Origin of the sequence: Nocardia sp. NPDC058480, from assembly GCF_042720495.1 — a bacterium.
Taxonomy (GTDB): Bacteria; Actinomycetota; Actinomycetes; order Mycobacteriales; family Mycobacteriaceae; genus Nocardia.
Window position 1 is genome coordinate 393,663 of sequence record NZ_JBHXMN010000004.1, and the last position, 20,168, is coordinate 413,830.

The following is a 20,168-nucleotide window of genomic DNA, read 5'->3' on the forward strand; positions in this document are numbered from 1 at the left end:
CAGTTATTGCCGGGTGGCCGGGGCGGGGCCGGCCAGTTCGTTCGCCAGTCGCGCGGCGAGCGTGCCGCCGTCGACCCACAGCACCTGGCCGGTGATGTAGGCGGCCGCCCGGCTGTTGAGGAACAGCAATGCCGTGGCCTGCTCGGCCGGATCCGCGGAGCGGCCGAGCGGTTTCGGGATGCTGTCGAGGTACTGCGAGCCGTAGGCGGTGCGCAGTTGATCCAGGATCGGGGTGTCGGTGACGCCCGGCCCGGTGCAGTTCATCCGGATGCCCGCGGCGGCCAGGTCGGCCGACCGCCGCATTGTGTAGAGGATCAGTGCCTCTTTGGCCAGGCGATAGCCGCCGCCGTCGGCGACGATCTCCGGATGCTCGGCACACCACGCGAGACCGTCGGCGAAGGAGGTGGTGTCGAGCAATCCCGCAGTGTCCCAACGGTTCTCGTGGTAGGCCGAGGCCGCGAGGGAGGACACCGAGACGACCGCCGCACCGGGCGCCATGCCCGCGACGATCGCCTCGGTGAACTGGCGCAGACCCAGGAAGTTCACCGCGACCACCTGGTGCGGGTCGCCGATGCCCGAGGACACCCCCGCGACATTGAACAGCGCGTCGACGGCGCCCCCGATCCGGGTGAGCGCGGCGTCGACGGAGGTGGGGTCGCCCTGGTCCATCGCGACGAATTCGTCGAACACGTCGTCGCGGCCGGGTTCGCGCAGGTCGACGCCGACGACCCGCGCACCGAGGCGCGACACCTCGGCGGCGACGCACGCGCCGATCCCCGACGCGCAGCCGGTGACCACCACCCGCTGCCCGTCGAATCGGCATCGCTGCTCGAAGGTTTCCATCGGCTCAGGCCCGGCCGCGTTCTTCCAGTTGCCGCTGCTGCTCTTCGAGCCGGGCCGCGGCCTGTTTCTGGCCCTCTTCGATCTCGGCCATCGCCTCGGGGATCTCGCCCGCGGTGAAGGTCCCGCCGCGACCGGTGGGCAGACCGCCGAAGGCGTAGTCCTCGTCGAAGGCGGGCGAGGGCATCGGCACGCGCCGGGCCTCGGCCTTCGCCAGGATCGGCGCCATCCGCTCGGCCTTCGCGGCGACGGCGATCTTGTCGCGTTCGATGAACTCGGGCAGGACCTCCCTGCCCATGATCTCGAGCGATTCCATGGTGGCCTCGTGGCTGCGCGGGTTGAGCAGCAGGATGATCTCGTCGACACCGCTGGCCTCGTAACCGCGCAGGAATTCGCGCACGGTGTCGGGTGAACCGATCGCGCCGCGGCCGGGGCCGTAGGCGACGGACGGGTCCTCCTTCACCGCGTCGAGGTAGGACTGCCACACCTCGGTCCGGCCGGGGGTGTGCATGCCGGTCATGTAGTAATGCATGATCCCGTAGGAGAAGAACCCGCCGCCGACGCCGAGGCGCTCGATGGCCTGCTCGTCGGTGGGGGCGACCATCATCGACAGGTCACCGCCGATGGCGAGGATGTTCGGGTTCATCTGCGGCACCATCGGCGCCGCGTGGTCCTCGAACTCCTGGTAATAGCCGCGCACCCGCTCACCCAGCGCTTCGGGTCCGGTGTAGGCGAAACTCAGTGCGCCGATACCCATCCGGGCCGCCATCTGTACCGAGGAGGGCCGGGTGCAGGCCACCCACAGCGGCGGGTGCGGGGTCTGGCGCGGCTTGGGGATGACATTGCGCGCGGGCATCTCGATGTGGTTGCCCTTGAAACCGGTGAACGGTGCCTCGGTCAGGCAGCGCACGGTGACCTGCAACGCCTCTTCCCACTGGGTGCGCTTGTCGGCCGGATCGATGGCGAACCCGCCGAGCTCACCGACCGAGGACGATTCGCCGGTGCCGAATTCGACCCGGCCATTGGACAGATGGTCGAGGGTGGCGACGCGTTCGGCGGCGCGGGCGGGGTGATTGATCGCCGGCGGCAGGTGCATGATGCCGAAGCCGAGGCGGATGTTCTCGGTGCGCTGACTCGCGGCGGCCAGGAACATCTCCGGTGCGGTGGAGTGACAGTACTCCTCCAGGAAATGGTGCTCGGTGAGCCAGACCGTCGAGAAACCGGCCTTGTCGGCGAGTTCGACTTCGTCCAGGCCGTCCTGGAACATCTGGTACTCGTCGTCGTCGGTCCACGGCCGCGGCAGCGCGAATTCGTAGAAGAGGGAAATTTTCATCGGGTACCTCCAGAGGTGTCGGCGGGTGCCGGGTGCTGCGTCAGGTGCTCGGCGGCGATGTAGCCGAAGGTCATGGCCGGGCCGATGGTCGCGCCCGCGCCCGCGTAGCTGCGGCCCATGACCGCGGCCGCGGTGTTGCCGACCGCGTACAGGCCCGCGATCGCGGTACCGTCGGCGCGCAGGACCCTGGCGTGCTCGTCGGTGCGCAAGCCGCCCGAGGTGCCGAGGTCGCCGAGGATGACGCGGAAGGCGTAGTAGGGCGGTTTACCGATCGGGTGCAGGTTCGGGTTCAGCAGGGTGGGGTCGCCGTAGTAGTTGTCGTAGACGCTGTCACCGCGGCCGAAGTCGTCGTCATGGCCCGCTTCGGCCAGCTTGTTGAAGCGAGTCGCCGTGTACTGCAACGCTTCTGCCGAGACATCGATCTGCGCGGCGAGCGCGGCCCAGCTGTCGGCGGTTTTGACGACGCCCGATGCCAGCCAGGCGGCGGGGATCGTGTAACCGGTCGGTACCGGTGCGAGGGGGATCTTCGGGATCGGCAGGTGGCCGCCGATGACGTAGCGCTTCCAGGAGCGGTGGTCGGTGATCAGCCAGCACGGGATGTGGGTGATCCCGGACTTCTGGCCGTCGATCATGGCGTGGCCGAAGTCCATGTAGGGCGCGGCCTCGTTGATGAAACGCTCGCCGGTGCCGTTGACCATGAACTGGGCGGGCATCATCCGTTCGTTGAGCATGAATTGCAGCCGGCCGTCGGGCCACTGGATCGCCGGGAACCACCAGGCCTCGTCCATCAGCGCGGTGTCACCGCCCGCCTCGCGACCGAGGCGGATGCCGTCGCCGAGGGCCAGCTTGTTGCCGAAGCTCCAGTCCTGGTCCACCACAGGCTGTTCGGTGGTGCGCCAGGCCGTGTCGTGGTCGAAGCCGCCGGTCGCCAGGATCACCCCGCGCCGCGCCCGCACCCGCACCGGGGTGCCGTCGCGTTCCACGGTCGCGCCGACGACCCGGCCGTCCTCGGTGTGCAGGGCGGTGATCGGGGCGTTCAGCCACAGCGGGACACCGTGTTCGCGCAGTGCCAGGCGCAGCCGTGCCACCAGGGACTGGCCGATGGTGACGATGCGGTCGCCGAACACGTGCGCGCGCACCATCCGCCAGATCAGCTTCAGCAGGATCGCTTTGCCGCGCCAGTTCTGCCGGACCTGGTAGAACAGCCGCAAGTCCTTGGGCCCCAACCAGATACCTTTGGGAGCCAGTGCCAGTGGCGCGAGCAGGGTGCTCTCGTCCTCGCCGAGTTCGCGCAGGTCGATGGGCGGAACATTGATGGTGCTGCCCTGCACGGAGCCGCCGGGCAGTTCCGGGTAGTAGTCGGCGTAGCCGGGCTTCCAGACGAATTCCAGCCAGCGGCTGCGGAGTTCGAGGAACTCCATCATTTCTGGGGCCTTGGTGACGTAGCCGCGCAGGCGCGCGGTGTCGACCATGCCCTCGGTGATCTGCTCCAGGTAGGCCACGACATCGTCAGGGTCGAGGGCGAAGCCGGCACGGCGCTGGGCGGGGGCGTTGGGCACCCAGATGCCGCCGCCGGACAGGGCGGTCGAGCCGCCGTAGGCGGCGCCCTTCTCGACGATCAGCACCGACAGTCCCTCGGCCTCGGCTTTCAGCGCGGCGGTGAGCCCGCCGCCGCCGGAGCCGGCGATCAGGACGTCGACCTCTTCGTCGAATGTGGTGGCGGACTGTGGGTCCGGTGCGGAGTCGGCGGTCACGCGCGGCCCTCCTTCGTCGTGGGGTCCGGGACGGCGGCGCGCACCGCGAAACCGGCGATGAGCGCGGGGGCGGCCCGGTAGTAGCGCACCGGTGTCCGGTACGGGCCCTGCTGGGCCAGCGCCGCGAACGCCGCGACCCAGGTGCGGATCTCGTGGGCGGAATTGCCCGCGGCGGCGGTGATGGCCGCGTTGTCCCAGTTCGCGAACTCGGCGAGCCTGCCCTCGTCGAGCAGGGTCAGGAATTCGTTGTCCCACTGTGGGTTCAGCGGTCGCAGGGTGCCCTCGCCCGCCGCGAACTCGCGGGCGGCCTCGACCACCGCGGCGCTGCGGGCGGCGCGCTGCTCGGCCGACATCGGCCCGCCGTGCACGATCCGGTCGCGGACCGCGCCGGTCGCCGTGGCCAGGCGCGGCACCGGCGGGTCGTGGGACAGGCCACCGGATCCGAGGACAAGGACCCGCGCGTCGAGGGTCGACAGGAACGCGCCGACCGCGGCGCCCAGTGCCCGTGCCCGGTCCAGTGGCCCGAGCGGAACGGCGACCGCGTTGACGAAGATCGGGATCACCGGGCGGGCGGTGGCCGCGCCGAGCAGCCGTTCCAGGGGCTGCACGGTGCCGTGGTCGACATCCATCGCCGTCGACACCGCCAGGTCGACGCCCGCGGCGAGGACCGCCTCGGCGAGCTCGGTCGCCAGTGCGGCCGGCACGTCGAGTGGTCCGGCGTGGGTGCCGTAGTCGCCGACACCGGAAGCGGCTGTGCCGAGACAGAATTGGGGCATGGTCCGGTAGAAGAAGCCGTTGTAGTGGTCGGGTGCGAAGGTCACCACCAGCTCGGGGTCGAACTCGCGCACGAAGCGGGCCGCCTCGTCCAGGGCTGCCCCGATCTCGGTGCGCAGCTCCAGCTCAGGGCCGGGCAGATCAAGGAGAGGGCTGTGCGAGACGCAGCACACGGCCAACGGCATCGAGACCTCCTCGAGTCGAGGCGAAGGTGTCGAGCAGCGCGGCGCCGAGTTCGGGCGCGAACTGCGCGATGGAGGACCCGGCGACGACCCGGTCCGGGCGCAGGAAGATCACCGAGTCGGCCTGGCCGTCGAACCAGCGTTTGAGCGCGCCGGTGCGGTCACCGACGACCGTCACGTCCTCGTGATCCTGTCCGGCCCAGGACAATTGGGTAGCGGGCCGGGCCGCGACGAACCGGGCGCCGAATTCCCGCCAGCGCGCGAACACCTCGTCGCCGAGCACCGCGCGCGGGTCGTTGTTCCAGCACAGCACCGCGAACCACGGGCCGAGCACCTCGTCGAGCAGCACCTCCGGCTGAGTCCTGGTGCGCACCACCGGTTGGACGAACAGTGTCCCGACCGGTGACGGCTCCGACCGCGACCAGCGGTGCACCACCGCACCTCGGTCGTAGCGGGGCATCGGCTTGAACTTCATACCGAGCACATAGCTGCGCACCGGGGGGATCGCCGCCGCGGCCCGCACGAGGACGTCCCGGATCGCCGCGACGCGACGGTCGGTCGGTGAGATGACCCGCCCCACGAGGGTGGACAGGTCGATCATGGCGCGGGCATGGGTGCGGCGTTCGGTGTCGTAGGAGCCGAGCAGGGACGCATCGGCCCGGCCGGTCACCACGGCCGCCAGTTTCCAGCCCAGATTCGCCGCGTCGCGGATACCGCTGTTGTAGCCCTGTCCCTGCCAGACCGGCATCAGATGCGCGGCGTCCCCGGCCAGTAGCATCCGGCCGACGCGGAAGGCGCCCGCGATGCGCGAGTGGTGGGTGTAGACGCGCCGGCGGATGATGTCGAGTCGCTCGGGATAGGGCACCAGCGGTGCTGTCATCCGGGCCAGGAACGCCGGATCCTCGGCCAGTTCGTCGGGTTCGTCGTCGTGGATCATGAACTCGAAGCGGCGGATTCCGTGCGCGATCGACACCGACACGTTCGGTCGGGCCGGGTCGGCGGCGACCTCGATATTGGGGTGGCCGAGCGGGTCGGCGGCGAGGTCGACCACCAGCCACCGGGTCGGTGAGGTGGTGCCGTCGAAGCTCACGCCCATCGCCTTGCGGGTGACGCTGCGCCCACCGTCGCACCCGACGACGTACCCGGCCTGGACGACATCGGGGCCGTTCTCGGTGACGATCCCGACGTCGACGTGTGTGCCCTTGTCGACACAGGACCCCACCGGCGCCGACCACCGCACCTCGACGCAGGGGTACCGGTCGAGCCCGGCCAGCAGCTCCGCGTCGACGAGCGGCTGTACGAAACCGTTGCGCTTGGGCCAGCCGAACGAGGTGTCCGTCGGCGCGATCTCGGCGAGCAGGCGGCGCCTGCCATCGACGAAACGCATGATCTGGTTCGGGGTGGTGTGCGGCAGGATCGCCTCGATCAGGCCGATCGATTGAAAGGTGCGCAGCGACTCGTCGTCGAGTCCGACACCGCGCGGGTAGTCGATCAGCGTGGCGCGCTCCTCGACCACCAGGGTGCGCACGCCGGCGGCGCCCAGGATGTTGGCCAGCGTCAGGCCGACCGGTCCCGCGCCGACGATGAGGACGTCGGTGTCGGCCATCTCAGGCCCCGAGCAGGAAGTCGAGGTGCAGGGCGTCGAAGGTCGCGGCGTCCTCGTACTGCGGCCAGTGCCCGCAGTTCTGCATCACCACGAACCGCGCACCGGGGATCATCGAGGCCATCCGCCGTCCCTCGGCCACATCGGCGGTCGGGTCGTGGCTGGTCCACACCACCAGGGTGGGCGCGGTGATCTGCCCGTATTCCTTCTCCCCCAACAGGTTCCGCTCCCGAATCACCGGATCCTGCAACGCCATGATGTCGTGCATCGCGGCCGCGAACCCCGGCTGCCGGTAGACGCGCTGCCTGCTGGCGACCAGATCGGCGTAGTCCTTGGACTTGTCGGCCATCAGCCAGGTGATCCGTGCCTGCACCGTCTCCCAGGTGGGTTCGACGGCCGCGGCCATCGACAGGGTGACGATGCGGCGCATCACCTCGGGGTCGGCCTGGGAGCCACCCGCGGTGTTGAGCACCAGGCGGTCGACCCGGTCGGGGTGGTCGATGGCGGCGCGCGCGGCCACCCAGCCGCCCAGCGATTCGCCGCTCAGCGACGCCTGCCGCACCCCGATGGTGTCGAGGAAGGCCATGAGATGGTCGACGTAGTGCGCGATCTCGAGTGCGTGACCGGGTTTACCGGTGTAACCGTGGCCGAGCATGTCTATCGACCAGGTGGAGAAGTGCGCGGCGTGGGCGGCCAGATTGCGGACGTAGGCTTCCGCGTGCCCGCCGGACCCGTGCAGCAGCACCAGGGTGGGCAGATCGTCGGCGCCCGCGTGCAGGTAGCGGGTGCGTACCCCGCCGACATCGAGGTACCCCTGGGTAAACGGCACGCCCTGCAGGTCGCTCCACACGCTCTCGTGCTCGGACAACTTCGTCACTCCCTCTGCCCGTTGACTGTTCACTGCGCTCAGCACTCCACCGGCTTGCCGGTCGCCGCGGCGTGCCCGGCCCGGTGGCCCCACACCATGGCGGGGCCGATGGTGCCGCCAGCGCCGCCGTAGGCCCGCCCGGTGACCCCGGCCATGGCATTGCCCGCGGCGAACAGCCCGGGGATGACCGAGCCGTCCACGTGCAGCACCCGGCCGTCGCGGTCGGTGCGCGGCCCGCCCTTGGTGCCCATCGCACCGACCGTCACCGGGACCGCGTAGTAGGGCCCGGTATCGATCGGGCCGAGGGTGCGGCCCACCGCGGTCGTGGCGTCCTGGTCGCCCCACCAACCGTCGTAGGCGCTCGCGCCGCGGCCGAAGCCCGGATCGTGGCCCGTCGCGACATCGCGGTTCCAGCCGGTCACGGTGGCGGCCAGGCCGTCGGCATCGACCTCGATGCGCGCGGCCAGGGTGGCCAGGTCAGCGGATTCGTTGAACCAGGCGGGCACCGGCTCACCCGGTGCGACACCGAGGAAGCCGTAGCGGCGCAAGTGTTCGGCGTCGAAGACGATCCAGCCGGGATCGTTGACGTAACCGTCGCGCGGGTCGAGGTAGTGGAAGGCACCGGCCATCGAGTTGTACTCCGCGGCCTCGTTGACGAAGCGACGCCCGTGCCGGTTGACCATGATGCTGCGCGGTCTGGTGCGTTCGAGCCGGACGCTGCGGCTGCGCGGATGACCGTCGATGGTGTCACCGGGGATCTGCACCACCGGCACCCACCAGGCCTCGCTCATGGTGCCCAGATCCGCGCCGTGCGCCATGGCCATCCGCAGGCCGTCGCCGGTGTTGTTGGGCGGTGAGACCGGGCCGCGCATGGGTCCGCGCAGGTAGGTCTGGGTGAGGACCGGGTCCCACTCGAAGCCGCCGGTCGCCAGGATCACGCCGTGGCGGGCGCGCACGGTGGAATCGCCTGCCGCCGTGGCGATCCGGACGCCCGCGATGGTGCCGTCGGCGGCGATCAGCTCGACCGCGCGGGCACCGGTGCGCGGTACCACGCCCGCGGCGAGTACACCCGCGAGCAGGCCGGCTACCAGGGCGGTGCCCGCTACGCACAGGTCGGCGGTGCTGTCCTCGCCCACCGAGGCGTGCAGTCGGGCCCTGGTCTCGGCGTCGAAGCCGACATTGCTCCAGTCGGCCGGGAAGGTGGTGAGGCGATCTCGCCACGGGCCGAGCTCGGCCAGATCGAAGGCGACCGGGCTCAGCGACCGGCCGCCGCCCGGCTTACCGCCGGGCAGTTCGGGCTTGTAGTCGGGGAATCCGTCGGCGATCTCGAAGCGCACACTGCTGTGTTCCTCGACGAAAGCCATGGTGGCCGCACCGGTTTCGACAAAGGTCCGCACCAGGTCCTCGTCCATGGAGCCGAAGGACTGCGCGCGCAGATAGGCCATCGCGTCCGCGACGGTCAGCGGTTCGCCCTCGGCCCGGTCGTGCGCGGGAATCCAGGCGATACCGCCGGAGACCGCGCTCGTGCCGCCGACGGTCGGCGCCTTCTCGAACACCGCCACCGACGCGCCCGCGGTCGCCGCGCTCAGTGCCGCGGTGAGGCCGGCCGCACCGCTGCCGAGAACGACGACATCGACCTCGGTGTCCCACGCGACGGTCGACGGATCCTGCTGCGAAGTCACTGTCCCGCTCTCCTTGTCGGCCGCCGTCACCCGACCAGGGGCGGCAGCACCTGGCGAGATTCAAATTATCATGTGAAGAGAATGTTATTCTCCGAAGGCAGGCGCCGCAATCTTTTCGCAGATCTGGTGAATGAGCAGCCCTCTCGGAGCCGCATACCCCGGATTCGCCGACCGCAGATGATGCGGGCCCACGCAGCAATCGCGAGCTATCGCTTGCGGCGAAACGTCGGTTAAGAGTACGGTTCTCCTATCCGGCAAGTGATGTTCTTGCACGGACTTCCCTGTCGTGCCGCTCCGATCGCGCGACAGCTGCGCTGGAACAGGAGAGCATCCGTGAGCATCGACGATGCCGCCGACCGGGACCGCAAGGCGAACCGATACCACTTCGACCGGCACACCCCGGAATACCGGCACCGCTTCACCGAGATCACCCACGACCTGCACGCCAAGTGCCCGGTCGCCTGGACCGATACCTACGACGGCCACTGGGTGGCGGCGGGGGCCGACGCGGTCTTCGAGCTCGCCCGCTGCCCGCACGTGTCCAACGACCACGACCTCAACGGCGAACGCAACGGGTACAAGGGCATCTCGATTCCCACTGCCCAGCGCGCGCAACTCGTGCGCGGCGGGATTCTCGAGATGGACGATCCCGAGCACCGGCTCTACCGGCAGGTGCTCAACCCGTACCTGTCCCCGGCCGCGGTGCGCCGCTGGGAACCGGTGATCGACGAGATCGTGCGGGCCGCGCTCGATGAGAAGATCGAGTCGGGCCGTATCGATTTCGTCGACGACCTCGCCAATGTCGTGCCCGCGGTGCTCACGCTCGCCATGCTCGGTATCCCGCTGACGAAGTGGTCGCTCTACAGCGAGCCGGTGCACGCCGCGGTGTACACCCCGGAGGACTCCCCCGACGCCGCGCGGGTGGCCGAGCTGCACCGCGCGATGGGCATCGACCTGCTGACGAGTCTGGCCGAGGTCAAACAACATCCGCGCCCCGGCCTGCTCGAGGCGCTCACCGAACTGCGCATCGACGGCGAACCCGCACCCGATCTCGAACTTCTCGGCATGCTCGGCTTGATCATCGGCGGCGGTTTCGACACCACCACCGCGCTCACCGCGCACGCACTCGAGTGGCTGTCGGCCAATCCCGAGGATCGCGCCCGGCTCAGCCGCGACCGCGAGACCCTGCTCGCGCCCGCGACCGAGGAATTCCTGCGCTACTTCACCCCGGCGCCCGGCGACGGTCGCACCATCTCGGCCGACGTCGAGATCGAGGGCACCGAATTCAAAGAAGGCGAACGGCTCTGGCTGTCGTGGGCGATGGCCAATCGCGACGCCACCGTGTTCCCCGATCCGGACGACATCGTGCTGGACCGGCGCGGCAACCGGCACTTCAGCTTCGGGCTCGGCGTGCACCGCTGCATCGGGTCCAATGTGGCGCGCACGGTGTTCAAGTCGATGCTCACCGCAGTACTCGACCGGATGCCCGACTTCGTCTGTGATCCGGCCGGCACCGTGCATTACGACACGATCGGCGTCATCCAGGGCATGCGCAATCTGCCCGCCACCTTCACTCCGGGCCCGCGCCTGGGTGCCGGCCTCGACGAGACCCTGGCCAAACTCCAGATCATCTGCGACGAGCAGCAGCTCGCGGCATCGGTGACGGTGCGGCCCGAGATGGCCCGGATCGACTGATGCGCACCCACGCCGACGGCACGACCACCCCGTCCATCGATGCGAGCGTGCACATCTTCTTCGCCTCGAACCGGGATCTGCGCGATCATCTGCGCGAGCCGTTCAAGAGCCGGGGCGTGCCCGATGTGGATCTGGACTGGTACGGGGCGCCGGGCGGCGAATACCTCACCGGCGCACAGGGTCCCGGCCGTCGAGCACCGGGCTCGGACCCGGCCGTGGTCGCCGGGCACCTGTTCGCCGACCGCGGCGTGGATGTGGCGGTCCTGCATCCGATGACCAGGGGCATCCTGCCCGACCGGCATCTGACCTCGGCGGTGCTGGCCGCGCACAACGACATGCTGGTCACCCGGTGGCTCGAGCACGAGGAATTCGGGCACCGGTTCCGTGGCACCTTGCGGGTCAACCCGGAGGACATCCCCGGCGCCCTACGCGAGATCGCCCGCTACGGACAGCATCGGTCGATCGTGCAGGTCGGGGTGCCGCTGCAGTCACGCGAGCTCTACGGCAAACCGCAGTTCTGGCCGCTGTGGGAGGCGGCCGCCGCGGCGGGGCTGCCGGTGGCGGTGCACATCGAGACCGGGGAGAGCATCGCCTTCCCGCCCACGCCCTCGGGCCACACCCGGACCTATGAGCAGTACCTGGGGTTCATGTCGCTCAACTACATCTATCACCTGCTGAACATGATCGCCGAGGGCGTCTTCGAACGGTTTCCCGAGCTCCGGTTCGTCTGGGCCGACGGCGGCGCGGATCTGCTGACGCCGTTCAGCTGGCGGATGGACACCTTCGGCAGGCCGCATCTCGAGCAGACCCCGTGGGCACCGCGGATGCCGAGCGAGTATCTGCCCGACCACGTGTTCTTCGTCCAGGACCGCCACGACGGCCCGCCCGCCGACGCCGAGTTCGCCGCCGAGTGGCTGGGTTTCACCGGCAAGGACGACATGGTGATGTTCGGCTCGAGCTACCCGCACTGGCAGGCCACCGAGTTGGACGCCTTGTCGCCGGGCCTGACAACCGAGCAGCGCGACAAGCTCTGCTGGCGTAACGCGGCCCGGCTCTACGGCATCGAGGTCCCCACCGCCGCCGCGGTGCCCAGCTAGTTCCAGGAAGGACGCGTATGCCGCCGATCCAGCACGAGCAGCGTGCCGCCGCACCCGAGCAGGTCGCCGTTCGAGTCGTCGACTCCGACGTGCATCCGGTGCCCCGCCGCGGCGAACTCGTCGAGTACATCCCCGAACCGCACCGCAGCGACTACTTCCTCAGTCACCGCGTCGGTGACACGATCATCTACGACGCGCCCGACTACGCGCATTCCTACGCGATGCGCGTCGACGCGTTCCCCGCCGACGGCCAATTCCCGGGCAGCGACCCCGAACTGGCCTACCGGCAGCTGATCGTGGAGGCAGGCTCCGATATCGCCATCCTGGAACCGACCGTGCGGGCCACCCGGCTACCGCAGGCGACCCAGGCCATGGCCACCGGCATCAATCACTGGCAGGCCAACCACTGGCTCGATCCGGTCAACAACTGGCATCAGCGGTGGCGCGGGTCGATCTGTGTCGCGGTGGATGATCCGGTCGGCGCGGTCGCCGAGATCGAGCAGTGGGCCGGGCATCCGTACATGGCGCAGATCCTGCTCAAGGCCGAACCGCGGCCGTCCTGGGGCGATCCGAAGTACGACCCGATCTGGGCGGCGGCGACGCGCCACGACCTGGTGGTGAGCTGCCATCTCGGGCGCGGCGCGTTCGAGACGATGCCCATGTCGCCGGTCGGATTCCCCAGCTACAACCACGATTTCATGGTCAGCTACTCGCTGCTGGCGGCCAATCAGATCATGAGCCTGATCTTCGACGGCACCTTCGACCGTTTCCCCGCGCTGCGGTTCGTGTTCGTCGAGCACGCCTTCACCTGGATTCTGCCGCTGATGTGGCGGATGGACGCGATCTACGCCTCGCGCAAGCAGTGGATGACGATCAGGCGCAAGCCGTCGGAGTACGTGAAGGAGCACATCCGCTTCACCACCCAGCCGCTGGACTATCCCGAGGACAAGACCGAGCTGACCAGGGCGCTGGAATGGATGGACGCGGGCCGGATCCTGCTGTTCTCCTCGGACTACCCACACTGGACCTTCGACGATCCGCGCTGGCTGGTCAAGCATCTGCCCGCGGCGGCCCGGGATCGGGTGATGTTCGGCAACGGCATCGAGACCTATCACCTGCCGGAATTCGTTCCGGCACTGCCCGATTCACGGCGGAGGCGCTGAGATGACCCAGGACAGCGCGAGTCCCGGCGAGCAGCCGCGCCTGGCTCAGGGCCGCGAGCACGTGGTCGCCACCGTCGAGGAGCTCCCGCCGGGGTCGTCGAAGGTGGTGCCGATCGGCCGGTTCGGCGTCGGGGTCTACAACGTCGGCGGCACCTTCTACGCCATCGCCAACTATTGCCCGCACGAAGGCGGTCCGCTGTGCTCCGGGCGGACGAGGGGGCGGACCGTGGTGGACGAGAGCGTCCCCGGCGACGCGGTGATGGTGCGCGACAACGAGATCCTCTACTGCCCGTGGCACCAGTGGGGCTTCGAGCTGGCCACCGGGACCACGGTGGTCAAGCCCGAGTGGAGCATCCGGACCTACCCGGTGCGTGTGGTCGACGGCACCGTCGTCGTCCAGGCCTGAGCGGACCTGCCATGCCCGCTGTGACGGTGAACGGCGGCCGGGTCGTCTACGAGATCCTCGGTACGACAGGCACATTCGTGGTGCTGACGCCGGGCGGCCGGTTCGGGATGGATATTCCAGGACTGCGGCCGCTGGCCGAAGCCTTGGTCGAGCACGGGCACACCGTGCTGCTGTGGGACCGGCCCAACTGCGGGGCCTCCGACGTCCAGTTCTACGGGGTGAGCGAATCCCATATGCGGGCGCAGACGCTCGCGGGTCTGCTCACCGAGCTGGACCTTGGTCCGTGTGTGCTGGCGGGCGGGTCGGGCGGTGCCCGGGATTCGCTGCTGACCGCGATCGAGTATCCCGAGCTGGTCACCGGGCTGGTGCTGTGGAACATCGTCGGCGGGACCTACGGCCTGTTCAATCTCGGCGCGCACTACATCCTGCCGAGCCTGCAGGTGGTCCGTGGCTCCGGGATTCCCGGGCTGCTGAAACTGCGGGAGTGGCGCGAGCGCGTCGCCGAGAACCCCGGCAACGAGCAGCGGCTGCTGGCCCTCGACCGCGACGAATTCGTGACGCTGTCGCTGCGCTGGCTCAACGCCTACGTGCAGAAGCCGGGGCAGACCGTGCCGGGTGTCGACGACGACCTGTTCGACCGGATCCAAGTGCCCACCTTGATCATTCGCGGCGGCGCCAAGGATCTGGATCATCCGCGACGCACTTCGCTCGAGATCTCCTGCCTGATCGAGGGCGCGGAGCTGATCGATCCGCCGTGGCCGGAGGATGCCTGGGAGCGAGCCATGGAGGATCGGGCCACCGGCCGGGTCGACCGGTTCAACCTGTTCGACACGTGGGTGCTGGCCGCACCGGCGATCGCCGAGTTCCTGGCCCGCCCATGAGACAGCCCAGCGTCGGCTCACCGCAGCAGCAGTCGCACTTCGGCATTGAGTGCCGCCTCGAGCGCGGTCAGCACCCGGCTCTCGGGGATCCGGACCAGGTCGTCCTCGCGCAGGGTCACGGTGACGATGTCGAACCCGGCGTCGTCGAGTGCCCGGCCGACGTCGCCGGTGAGGCCGAAACCTGCCAGCACGCCGTGCACGTCGTCGTCGGTGCCGCGACTGACGAAGGTCACCGCGCCGGGCACCGGCACGGTCCCGAACGCCCGCGCGCACGCGTCAACCAGGTCGCGCACCGCAACGGCGGGGTCGTCGGTGGCCACCTGGAACCGCAGCTCCGCACCAGGATCCGCACACGGCCCCGGCATGGCATCGGCCCGCAGCGCGCGCAGCCCCGCTGCCCGCCGTGCCGGGGTCAGTATCCGGGTGGGGTCCACATCGATGCGCACAACGGCGGTCCTCATGTCACCCAGCCTAACCGCGCGGGCCCGCACCCATACTCGACTTAGGCTAACGAAAGCGGTTGTTATGCAGGCTATTTCGGAGCAGATCCCCGAGGCATTCGCAGTGTCCGACGCCGGGTGCGTCCCACGGCTGCTGCGCCCGTTCGCCGTCGAGACGGCGGTACCAGCATGAGAGTCCGCCTCGATCGCACAGTCTGCGACGGTTTCGGGGTGTGCGCCCGCCACGCGCCCACGCACTTCCCGCTCGACGACTGGGGTTACGCCGTCCTCGACGGCGACAGCGACATCGATCCCGCCGATCAGCCCGCCGTCACCCGCGCACTGCTGGACTGCCCGGTGCACGCGATCACCGAGCTACCCGATCCCGACCACGACGAGGAGCAACCATGAGAGTCGCAGTGGACCCACAGATCTGCGAGGCCAACGGTGTCTGTATGGGCATCGCGCCGACGATCTTCGCCCTGGACGAGGACGACATCCTGCACATCGGCGACCCCGTACTGCGCGCCGAGACCGCGACCCTGATCAAGGACGCGGTCGCGCAGTGCCCGCGCGCCGCCCTGTCTGTCGTGGAGTAGACCCGCTGAGGAAGAAGTACCTGGCACAGCACGCCGCCCTGGTTCAGATCGGCGACAATGGCCCGCGTGCAGATCGAGGAGATCGCCGCCTTGGTGGCGCGCAGTGAGCCGCGGCTCGGTTCGACCAAGCTGGTCGCTGTCGATGGGCCTGGCGGCGCCGGCAAGTCCACTCTCGCCACACAGCTCGCCATGGCCTGCGACGCCACGCTCCTGCACACCGATGACTTCGCCTCGTGGGACAACCAATTCGACTGGTGGCCCAGGCTCGAACGACAGGTCCTGGTTCCCCTCGCGATAGCACGATCGGGCCGCTACCAGCGCTACGACTGGCAAACAAAGACACTGGCGGAGTGGCACGACATCGAACCACCCAACGTGCTGATCCTCGAAGGGGTGTCCTCGGCTCGGGCCGCGGTGCGCAATCGGTTGTCACTGTCGGTCTGGGTCGAGACCTCCGCTGCCGTCCGGCTCGCACGCGGGCTCGCACGCGACGGGCAGGACTCGCTCGCGTTGTGGCAGCGCTGGATGGGAGCTGAGGACACCCACTTCGCCGCTGACGGAACGCGCGAGCACGCGGATGTGATCGTCAGCGGGCAGTGACGCCAAAAATGCCGCGGCGCCGGGATTCAGCGCCGGGGCAGGCCGAGGACGCGTTCGGCGATGATGGTGCGCTGGATCTCGGAGGTGCCGCCGGCGATCGTGCCTGCGAAGGTGCGGACGTAGCGTTCGAACCAGCCCGGTGCCGATTCCTCCAGGCTCAGTGGGCTGTAGCGCGCGGTGACGTCGGGATGGATCAGGCCACGGGGGCCCGCTGCGGTCAGCGCGGCGGACGCGCCGGCCTGCACTGCTTCGGAGCCGAGCAGTTTCAGTACCGACAGGCCCGCGACGTCGTCCTCGCCGCGGGCGGCACCGGCCAGTGCCCGGGAACCCAGCAGGCGAAGGGCTTGGGCGTCGAGGGCGAGCGTGGCGTAACGGTCGGCGTCGAGCGGGGTCGCCGGGTGGAAGTCGGCGAGCAGGCCGTCGAGTCTGCTGGCGAAACTGAGCCAGAGCAGGGTGCGTTCGTGGCCGAGTGAGCCGTTGGCGACCCGCCAGCCCTGGTCCACCTCGCCCACGATGTTCGCCGCGGGCACCCGGACCTCGGTGAAGAACACCTCGTTGAAGTCCAGGTCGTCGGGGTCGGCCACCGAGGCGAACGGTCTGCGCTCGACTCCGGGCAGGTCGGTGGGGATCAGGATCGCCGAGATGCCACGGTGTTTCGGCGCGTCCGGGTCGGTACGCACGAAGGCCAGCAGGACGTCGGCGTCGTGGGCACCCGAGGTCCACACCTTCTGACCGGTGACGACGAAGTGGTCGCCGTCGCGGACGGCCCGCGTGCTCAGCCCGGCCAGATCCGAGCCCGCGCCGGGCTCGCTCATGCCCAGCGCCGCGGTGAGGTCGCCGCGCAGCACCGGAATCGCCCATCGCCGTTGCTGTTCGGGCGTGCCGAAGGTGATGAGCGAGGCGGCTACGATGCCGACACCCTGCGGATTGAAGCTCTCGTGGATGCCGCGCCGGGCCAGCTCCTCGCGGTGCACGTACTGCTGCACGATGCCTGCGTCGCGACCGCCGAACTCCGGCGGATATCCCGGCACCAGCCAGCCCGCGTCGAATTGCACCCGCTGCCATCTGCGCGCCCAGTCCGGCAGGTGCGCGCTGGAGCGCGGACGCGGCGCCGCGCCCGCATCGGTGGGCAGGTGCTCGTCGAGGAACGCGATCAGATCGGCGCGGAAGTCCTCCACGTCCTGGTCAAAGCGCAGCTGCACGGTAGTGCCTCGCAATCGTCGCCCGGTGCTCGTCAGTTCCGCCGAGCAGCATCTCCCCCGCTTTGGCCCGCTTCAGCGCGAACTGCAGGTCGTTCTCCCACGTGTAGCCCATCGCGCCGAACAACTGCAGTCCGTGCCGGAAGACCAGTTCCTGGCACTCGCCCGCGGCCGCCTTGGCCATGACCGCCGCGAGCCCGGCGCGCTCGTCGGCCTCGGCCAGGGTCAGCGCGGCCCAGTAGGTGAGCGCGCGTGCCCGCTCGACGGCGACGTGCATATCGGCGGCTTTGTGTGCCACCGCTTGGAAAGAGCCGAGGGGAGCACCGAATTGGTGGCGCTCGCGCACGTGTGCCACGACCAGGTCGAGCACGCGCTGACACGCGCCGACGATGGTCGCGGCCAGCCCCGTCAGCGCGCTCGCGCGGGCCCGCGCGACGTCACCGCCGGTGGCGCTGTCGGCCGCGACCCGCACGTGATCGAAGGTGACGGTGGCCAGGTGCAGGACCGGATCGAAGATCGCCGAGCGGCGCGTGTGCACCTGTCCGGCCTCGACCACGAAGACCCCCGCGCCGGTGACGACGGCGAGCAACTCGGCACGATCACCGTCGAGCACCTCGGCCGAGCCGTGCAGCACCCACTCGGCACCCTCGCGCCGGGGCGTGATGCCGGCGAACACCGCGGCTCCGGCCACCTCGGCGGGCGCCTGCGGCACGAGCGGCGCGAACTGGCTGGTGGTGGCCAGATACGGCGTCGGATCGCAGGCCCGGCCCAGCTCCTCGTGCACGATGGTCAATTCGACAGCGTTCTCCTGATCGGTCATCGCCGTCCAGCCGTGCTCGACATAGCGCTTCCACAGCGACCCCGGGTCCGCCCCCTGGTCCGCGACGGCCCGGACCAGTGTGGGCGGACAGTGCTTCGCGACGACCTCGCGCACGGTGTGCTGCCACAACCGCTGGTCGTCGTCGAACTCGAGCAACATCCGACCCGCCTCCTCTGCTCCCATCCACGATGAGAACGTCATTCTTATTTCAAGGATAGTATGTACTCTTCAGATAAGAAGCTGATTTCCAGACTCCGAGGAACCGCCGTGGCCTACGTCATCACCCAGAACTGCTGCAAGGACGCCTCGTGCATCGCGGCCTGCCCGGTGGACTGCATCCGCCCGAGCGAGGGCGATGACGGCACCCAGATGCTGTTCATCGATCCCGAGACCTGCATCGACTGCGGCGCGTGCGCGGACGAGTGCCCGGTCGACGCGATCTACTCCGAATACGATCTGCCGCCGGACCAGGAGCGGTTCCGGGAGCTCAATGCCGCCTATTTCCGGCGACATCCGCTCGAGGTCGGCGACATCACGGCCCCGGCGCAGCGCGCCGCCGTGGCGCACGGCACCCTGCGGGTAGCGATCGTCGGGGCCGGTCCCGCGGCCTGCTACGCGGCCACCGAGTTGCTCGGCGCCGACGGCATCGAGGTCGACATGTTCGACCGGTTACCCACGCCCTACGGTCTCGTGCGATTCGGGGTCGCGCCGGACCATCAGCGCACGAAATCGGTGGTCCGGATGTTCGACAACGCCTTTCGCACCGAGCGTTTCGGCTGCCATCTCGCCGTGGAGATCGGCGCCGCGCTGACCCACCGGGATCTGCTCGACCACCATCACGCGGTGATCTACGCCGTCGGCGCCCCGGACAGCCGTGAGCTCGGCATCCCCGGCGAGCAGCTGCCCGGACATCACGCCGCCGCCGATTTCGTCGGCTGGTACAACGGCCATCCCGACCACGCCGCCCACCGATTCGACCTGACAACCCGGCGGGCAGTCCTGATCGGCAACGGCAATGTGGCACTGGATGTCGCCCGGATGCTGCTGGCCACACCGGCCGCGCTCGCCGCGACCGATATCGCCGACCACGCGCTGGCGGCCTTGTCGGCACAGCGAATCGAAGAGGTGGTGATCCTGGGCAGGCGCGGGCCGCGCGAGGCGGCCTTCTCCGTCGGTGAGTTCAGCGCGCTCGGCCATCTCGGCGGGGTCGATGTCGTCATCGAGGCCGGGGATCTGTCACCACATCCCGACGACGACGTCGAGACCGCGGCGAAGCTGGAACTGGCCCGTGAATACGCCGACCGCCCACCGACGCCGGGCAACAAGCGCATCGTCTTCCGATTCCATGCCGCACCAACAGAATTGGTCGGCACCGAGCACGTCGAGGCACTGCGGGTGAGCGGCGATCCGGAGCCGATCGAGACCACCCTGGTCTTCCGTTCGATCGGCTATCGGGGCAGGCCTGTCGACGGCCTGCCCTACGACACGCGCACCGGCACCGTCCCGCACCGCGAGGGCCGGGTGGTCGACACCGACGGCGCCTCGGTGCCCGGGGTGTATGTGACCGGCTGGATCAAGCGCGGACCGCGCGGTGTCATCGGGACCAATCGGGGCTGCGCCGCCGAGACCGTCGCGGGCCTGCTGGCCGATCACTCGAACGGCGACCTGGATCGACCCGTCGCGGATCGTCAGGCCTTGCTCGAGCTGATGACCGACCGGGGACTGACACCGGTGGACTGGCCGGGCTGGCGCGCGATCGATGCCGCCGAGCGGGAACGCGGGGCGGCGCGGTCGCGCCCGCGGGTCAAACTCGTCTCGGTCGCCGAACTCCTCGATACCGCGCGCCGCCGACCCCAGCTGCTGGCCTAGTTACTCGCGGGCCCGCCACACGGTGACGACGAGGGAGGCGAGATCCAGCGCCGGGCTGAGCCCGACCTTGCCCGAGGCCGCGTGCTCCTGGAAGGCCTGGACGACCTTGTCCGGGTCGTCGTCGAGTTCGTAGACGGCCAGGTAGCTCTGCCCGGCGGAACCGGCACCCGGCAGCTGCGCGGGCACCCGCCCGTAGCGCTCGCCGGCCACCACGCCGGGGACCGCGAGCACCTCACCGAGGTGCACGGTGTCGTACCACTCGTTGAACTCGGCCTCCTGACCTGCCGTCGGATTCGAGAACACGAGCATCTTCGATCGGGCCATCGCCGTTCCCCTTCAGGGTCGAGAATTGAAATTTTGCAC

General features: G+C 69.5%; 20 protein-coding genes. 9 read left to right on the top strand and 11 right to left on the bottom strand.

What is annotated here, in order from left to right:
- Positions 1–3: 3 nt before the first annotated feature.
- The 7 genes from ACFWO8_RS13510 to ACFWO8_RS13540 are packed head-to-tail and all read right to left on the bottom strand — an operon-like array spanning position 4 to position 9,036.
- Positions 4–843, bottom strand: a complete 840-nt coding sequence (locus ACFWO8_RS13510; RefSeq protein WP_378949414.1) for a coniferyl-alcohol dehydrogenase — start codon at positions 841–843, stop codon at positions 4–6.
- Between the two features lie 4 nt (positions 844–847).
- On the bottom strand, positions 848–2,173 hold the full coding sequence (locus tag ACFWO8_RS13515) for an LLM class flavin-dependent oxidoreductase (protein WP_378949417.1): 1,326 nt from the start codon (positions 2,171–2,173) through the stop codon (positions 848–850).
- The gene (locus ACFWO8_RS13520) at positions 2,170–3,927 is read right to left on the bottom strand and encodes an FAD-binding protein (protein ID WP_378949420.1); all 1,758 of its coding nucleotides are present in this window, start codon (positions 3,925–3,927) and stop codon (positions 2,170–2,172) included. Before ACFWO8_RS13520 ends, ACFWO8_RS13515 begins: the two co-directional genes overlap by 4 nt.
- Positions 3,924–4,886: a 3-carboxyethylcatechol 2,3-dioxygenase gene (locus tag ACFWO8_RS13525; protein WP_378949423.1), complete on the bottom strand. Its 963-nt coding sequence runs from the start codon at positions 4,884–4,886 to the stop codon at positions 3,924–3,926. Before ACFWO8_RS13525 ends, ACFWO8_RS13520 begins: the two co-directional genes overlap by 4 nt.
- On the bottom strand, positions 4,843–6,489 hold the full coding sequence (locus tag ACFWO8_RS13530) for a bifunctional 3-(3-hydroxy-phenyl)propionate/3-hydroxycinnamic acid hydroxylase (RefSeq protein WP_378949426.1): 1,647 nt from the start codon (positions 6,487–6,489) through the stop codon (positions 4,843–4,845). The genes ACFWO8_RS13525 and ACFWO8_RS13530 overlap by 44 nt, the downstream gene beginning before the upstream one ends.
- A gap of 1 nt (position 6,490) precedes the next feature.
- Positions 6,491–7,354 carry an alpha/beta fold hydrolase gene (locus ACFWO8_RS13535; protein WP_378949429.1) on the bottom strand — a complete coding sequence of 288 codons (864 nt, stop codon included), beginning with the start codon at positions 7,352–7,354 and terminating at the stop codon, positions 6,491–6,493.
- Between the two features lie 38 nt (positions 7,355–7,392).
- Positions 7,393–9,036 carry an FAD-dependent oxidoreductase gene (locus tag ACFWO8_RS13540; protein WP_378949432.1) on the bottom strand — a complete coding sequence of 548 codons (1,644 nt, stop codon included), beginning with the start codon at positions 9,034–9,036 and terminating at the stop codon, positions 7,393–7,395.
- Positions 9,037–9,369: 333 nt separating this feature from the next.
- Between ACFWO8_RS13540 and ACFWO8_RS13545 the strand changes: the two genes are divergently transcribed.
- From ACFWO8_RS13545 to ACFWO8_RS13565, 5 genes are read left to right on the top strand one after another with little or no spacing between them, the layout of a single operon-like run.
- A complete protein-coding gene (locus tag ACFWO8_RS13545) occupies positions 9,370–10,731 on the top strand; it encodes a cytochrome P450 (RefSeq protein WP_378949435.1) in 1,362 nt (453 codons plus the stop codon).
- A complete protein-coding gene (locus ACFWO8_RS13550) occupies positions 10,731–11,828 on the top strand; it encodes an amidohydrolase family protein (protein WP_378949438.1) in 1,098 nt (365 codons plus the stop codon). Before ACFWO8_RS13545 ends, ACFWO8_RS13550 begins: the two co-directional genes overlap by 1 nt.
- 17 nt (positions 11,829–11,845) lie before the next feature.
- Positions 11,846–12,991, top strand: coding sequence for an amidohydrolase family protein (locus ACFWO8_RS13555; RefSeq protein ID WP_378949441.1), 1,146 nt, complete (start codon positions 11,846–11,848; stop codon positions 12,989–12,991).
- Between the two features lies 1 nt (position 12,992).
- Complete coding sequence (locus ACFWO8_RS13560) at positions 12,993–13,397, top strand: Rieske (2Fe-2S) protein (protein ID WP_378949444.1); 405 nt, start codon at positions 12,993–12,995, stop codon at positions 13,395–13,397.
- An 11-nt stretch (positions 13,398–13,408) separates the two neighbouring features.
- Positions 13,409–14,278 carry an alpha/beta fold hydrolase gene (locus ACFWO8_RS13565; RefSeq protein WP_378949448.1) on the top strand — a complete coding sequence of 290 codons (870 nt, stop codon included), beginning with the start codon at positions 13,409–13,411 and terminating at the stop codon, positions 14,276–14,278.
- Between the two features lie 17 nt (positions 14,279–14,295).
- Here ACFWO8_RS13565 and ACFWO8_RS13570 read toward each other — a convergent pair whose 3' ends face one another.
- Positions 14,296–14,739 carry a hypothetical protein gene (locus tag ACFWO8_RS13570; RefSeq protein ID WP_378949451.1) on the bottom strand — a complete coding sequence of 148 codons (444 nt, stop codon included), beginning with the start codon at positions 14,737–14,739 and terminating at the stop codon, positions 14,296–14,298.
- Positions 14,740–14,907: 168 nt separating this feature from the next.
- Between ACFWO8_RS13570 and ACFWO8_RS13575 the strand changes: the two genes are divergently transcribed.
- The 3 genes from ACFWO8_RS13575 (at position 14,908) to ACFWO8_RS13585 (ending at position 15,917) form a co-directional block, all read left to right on the top strand.
- Positions 14,908–15,129, top strand: a complete 222-nt coding sequence (locus tag ACFWO8_RS13575; RefSeq protein ID WP_378949454.1) for a ferredoxin — start codon at positions 14,908–14,910, stop codon at positions 15,127–15,129.
- A complete protein-coding gene (locus tag ACFWO8_RS13580; protein WP_378949458.1) occupies positions 15,126–15,317 on the top strand; it encodes a ferredoxin in 192 nt (63 codons plus the stop codon). Before ACFWO8_RS13575 ends, ACFWO8_RS13580 begins: the two co-directional genes overlap by 4 nt.
- Positions 15,318–15,383: 66 nt before the next feature.
- Positions 15,384–15,917 (top strand): uridine kinase, encoded by a 534-nt coding sequence (locus ACFWO8_RS13585; protein ID WP_378949461.1) that lies wholly within the window; start codon positions 15,384–15,386, stop codon positions 15,915–15,917.
- A 26-nt stretch (positions 15,918–15,943) separates the two neighbouring features.
- On the opposite strand, the gene ACFWO8_RS13590 is transcribed toward ACFWO8_RS13585, so the two are convergent.
- Together ACFWO8_RS13590 and ACFWO8_RS13595 are read right to left on the bottom strand one after the other, a co-directional pair.
- A complete protein-coding gene (locus ACFWO8_RS13590; RefSeq protein WP_378949464.1) occupies positions 15,944–17,119 on the bottom strand; it encodes an acyl-CoA dehydrogenase family protein in 1,176 nt (391 codons plus the stop codon).
- Positions 17,103–18,095, bottom strand: a complete 993-nt coding sequence (locus tag ACFWO8_RS13595; protein WP_378949467.1) for an acyl-CoA dehydrogenase family protein — start codon at positions 18,093–18,095, stop codon at positions 17,103–17,105. Before ACFWO8_RS13595 ends, ACFWO8_RS13590 begins: the two co-directional genes overlap by 17 nt.
- Before the next feature lie 108 nt (positions 18,096–18,203).
- Between ACFWO8_RS13595 and ACFWO8_RS13600 the strand changes: the two genes are divergently transcribed.
- The gene (locus tag ACFWO8_RS13600) at positions 18,204–19,805 is read left to right on the top strand and encodes an FAD-dependent oxidoreductase (RefSeq protein ID WP_378949775.1); all 1,602 of its coding nucleotides are present in this window, start codon (positions 18,204–18,206) and stop codon (positions 19,803–19,805) included.
- Here the strand turns inward: ACFWO8_RS13600 and ACFWO8_RS13605 are convergent, their stop codons facing one another.
- Positions 19,806–20,129 (bottom strand): hypothetical protein, encoded by a 324-nt coding sequence (locus tag ACFWO8_RS13605; protein ID WP_378949470.1) that lies wholly within the window; start codon positions 20,127–20,129, stop codon positions 19,806–19,808.
- Between the last annotated feature and the right edge of the window lie 39 nt (positions 20,130–20,168).

Excerpts from the sequence above, each read along its gene's own strand:
- ACFWO8_RS13515 (WP_378949417.1), bottom strand. The coding sequence starts at position 2,173 with ATGAAAATTTCCCTCTTCTACGAATTCGCGCTGCCGCGGCCGTGGACC.
- ACFWO8_RS13575 (WP_378949454.1), top strand. The coding sequence starts at position 14,908 with ATGAGAGTCCGCCTCGATCGCACAGTCTGCGACGGTTTCGGGGTGTGC.
- ACFWO8_RS13565 (WP_378949448.1), top strand. The coding sequence starts at position 13,409 with ATGCCCGCTGTGACGGTGAACGGCGGCCGGGTCGTCTACGAGATCCTC.
- ACFWO8_RS13560 (WP_378949444.1), top strand. The coding sequence starts at position 12,993 with ATGACCCAGGACAGCGCGAGTCCCGGCGAGCAGCCGCGCCTGGCTCAG.
- ACFWO8_RS13570 (WP_378949451.1), bottom strand. The coding sequence starts at position 14,739 with ATGAGGACCGCCGTTGTGCGCATCGATGTGGACCCCACCCGGATACTG.
- ACFWO8_RS13580 (WP_378949458.1), top strand. The coding sequence starts at position 15,126 with ATGAGAGTCGCAGTGGACCCACAGATCTGCGAGGCCAACGGTGTCTGT.
- ACFWO8_RS13605 (WP_378949470.1), bottom strand. The coding sequence starts at position 20,129 with ATGGCCCGATCGAAGATGCTCGTGTTCTCGAATCCGACGGCAGGTCAG.
- ACFWO8_RS13530 (WP_378949426.1), bottom strand. The coding sequence starts at position 6,489 with ATGGCCGACACCGACGTCCTCATCGTCGGCGCGGGACCGGTCGGCCTG.
- ACFWO8_RS13555 (WP_378949441.1), top strand. The coding sequence starts at position 11,846 with ATGCCGCCGATCCAGCACGAGCAGCGTGCCGCCGCACCCGAGCAGGTC.
- ACFWO8_RS13510 (WP_378949414.1), bottom strand. The coding sequence starts at position 843 with ATGGAAACCTTCGAGCAGCGATGCCGATTCGACGGGCAGCGGGTGGTG.
- ACFWO8_RS13550 (WP_378949438.1), top strand. The coding sequence starts at position 10,731 with ATGCGCACCCACGCCGACGGCACGACCACCCCGTCCATCGATGCGAGC.
- ACFWO8_RS13525 (WP_378949423.1), bottom strand. The coding sequence starts at position 4,886 with ATGCCGTTGGCCGTGTGCTGCGTCTCGCACAGCCCTCTCCTTGATCTG.
- ACFWO8_RS13595 (WP_378949467.1), bottom strand. The coding sequence starts at position 18,095 with ATGTTGCTCGAGTTCGACGACGACCAGCGGTTGTGGCAGCACACCGTG.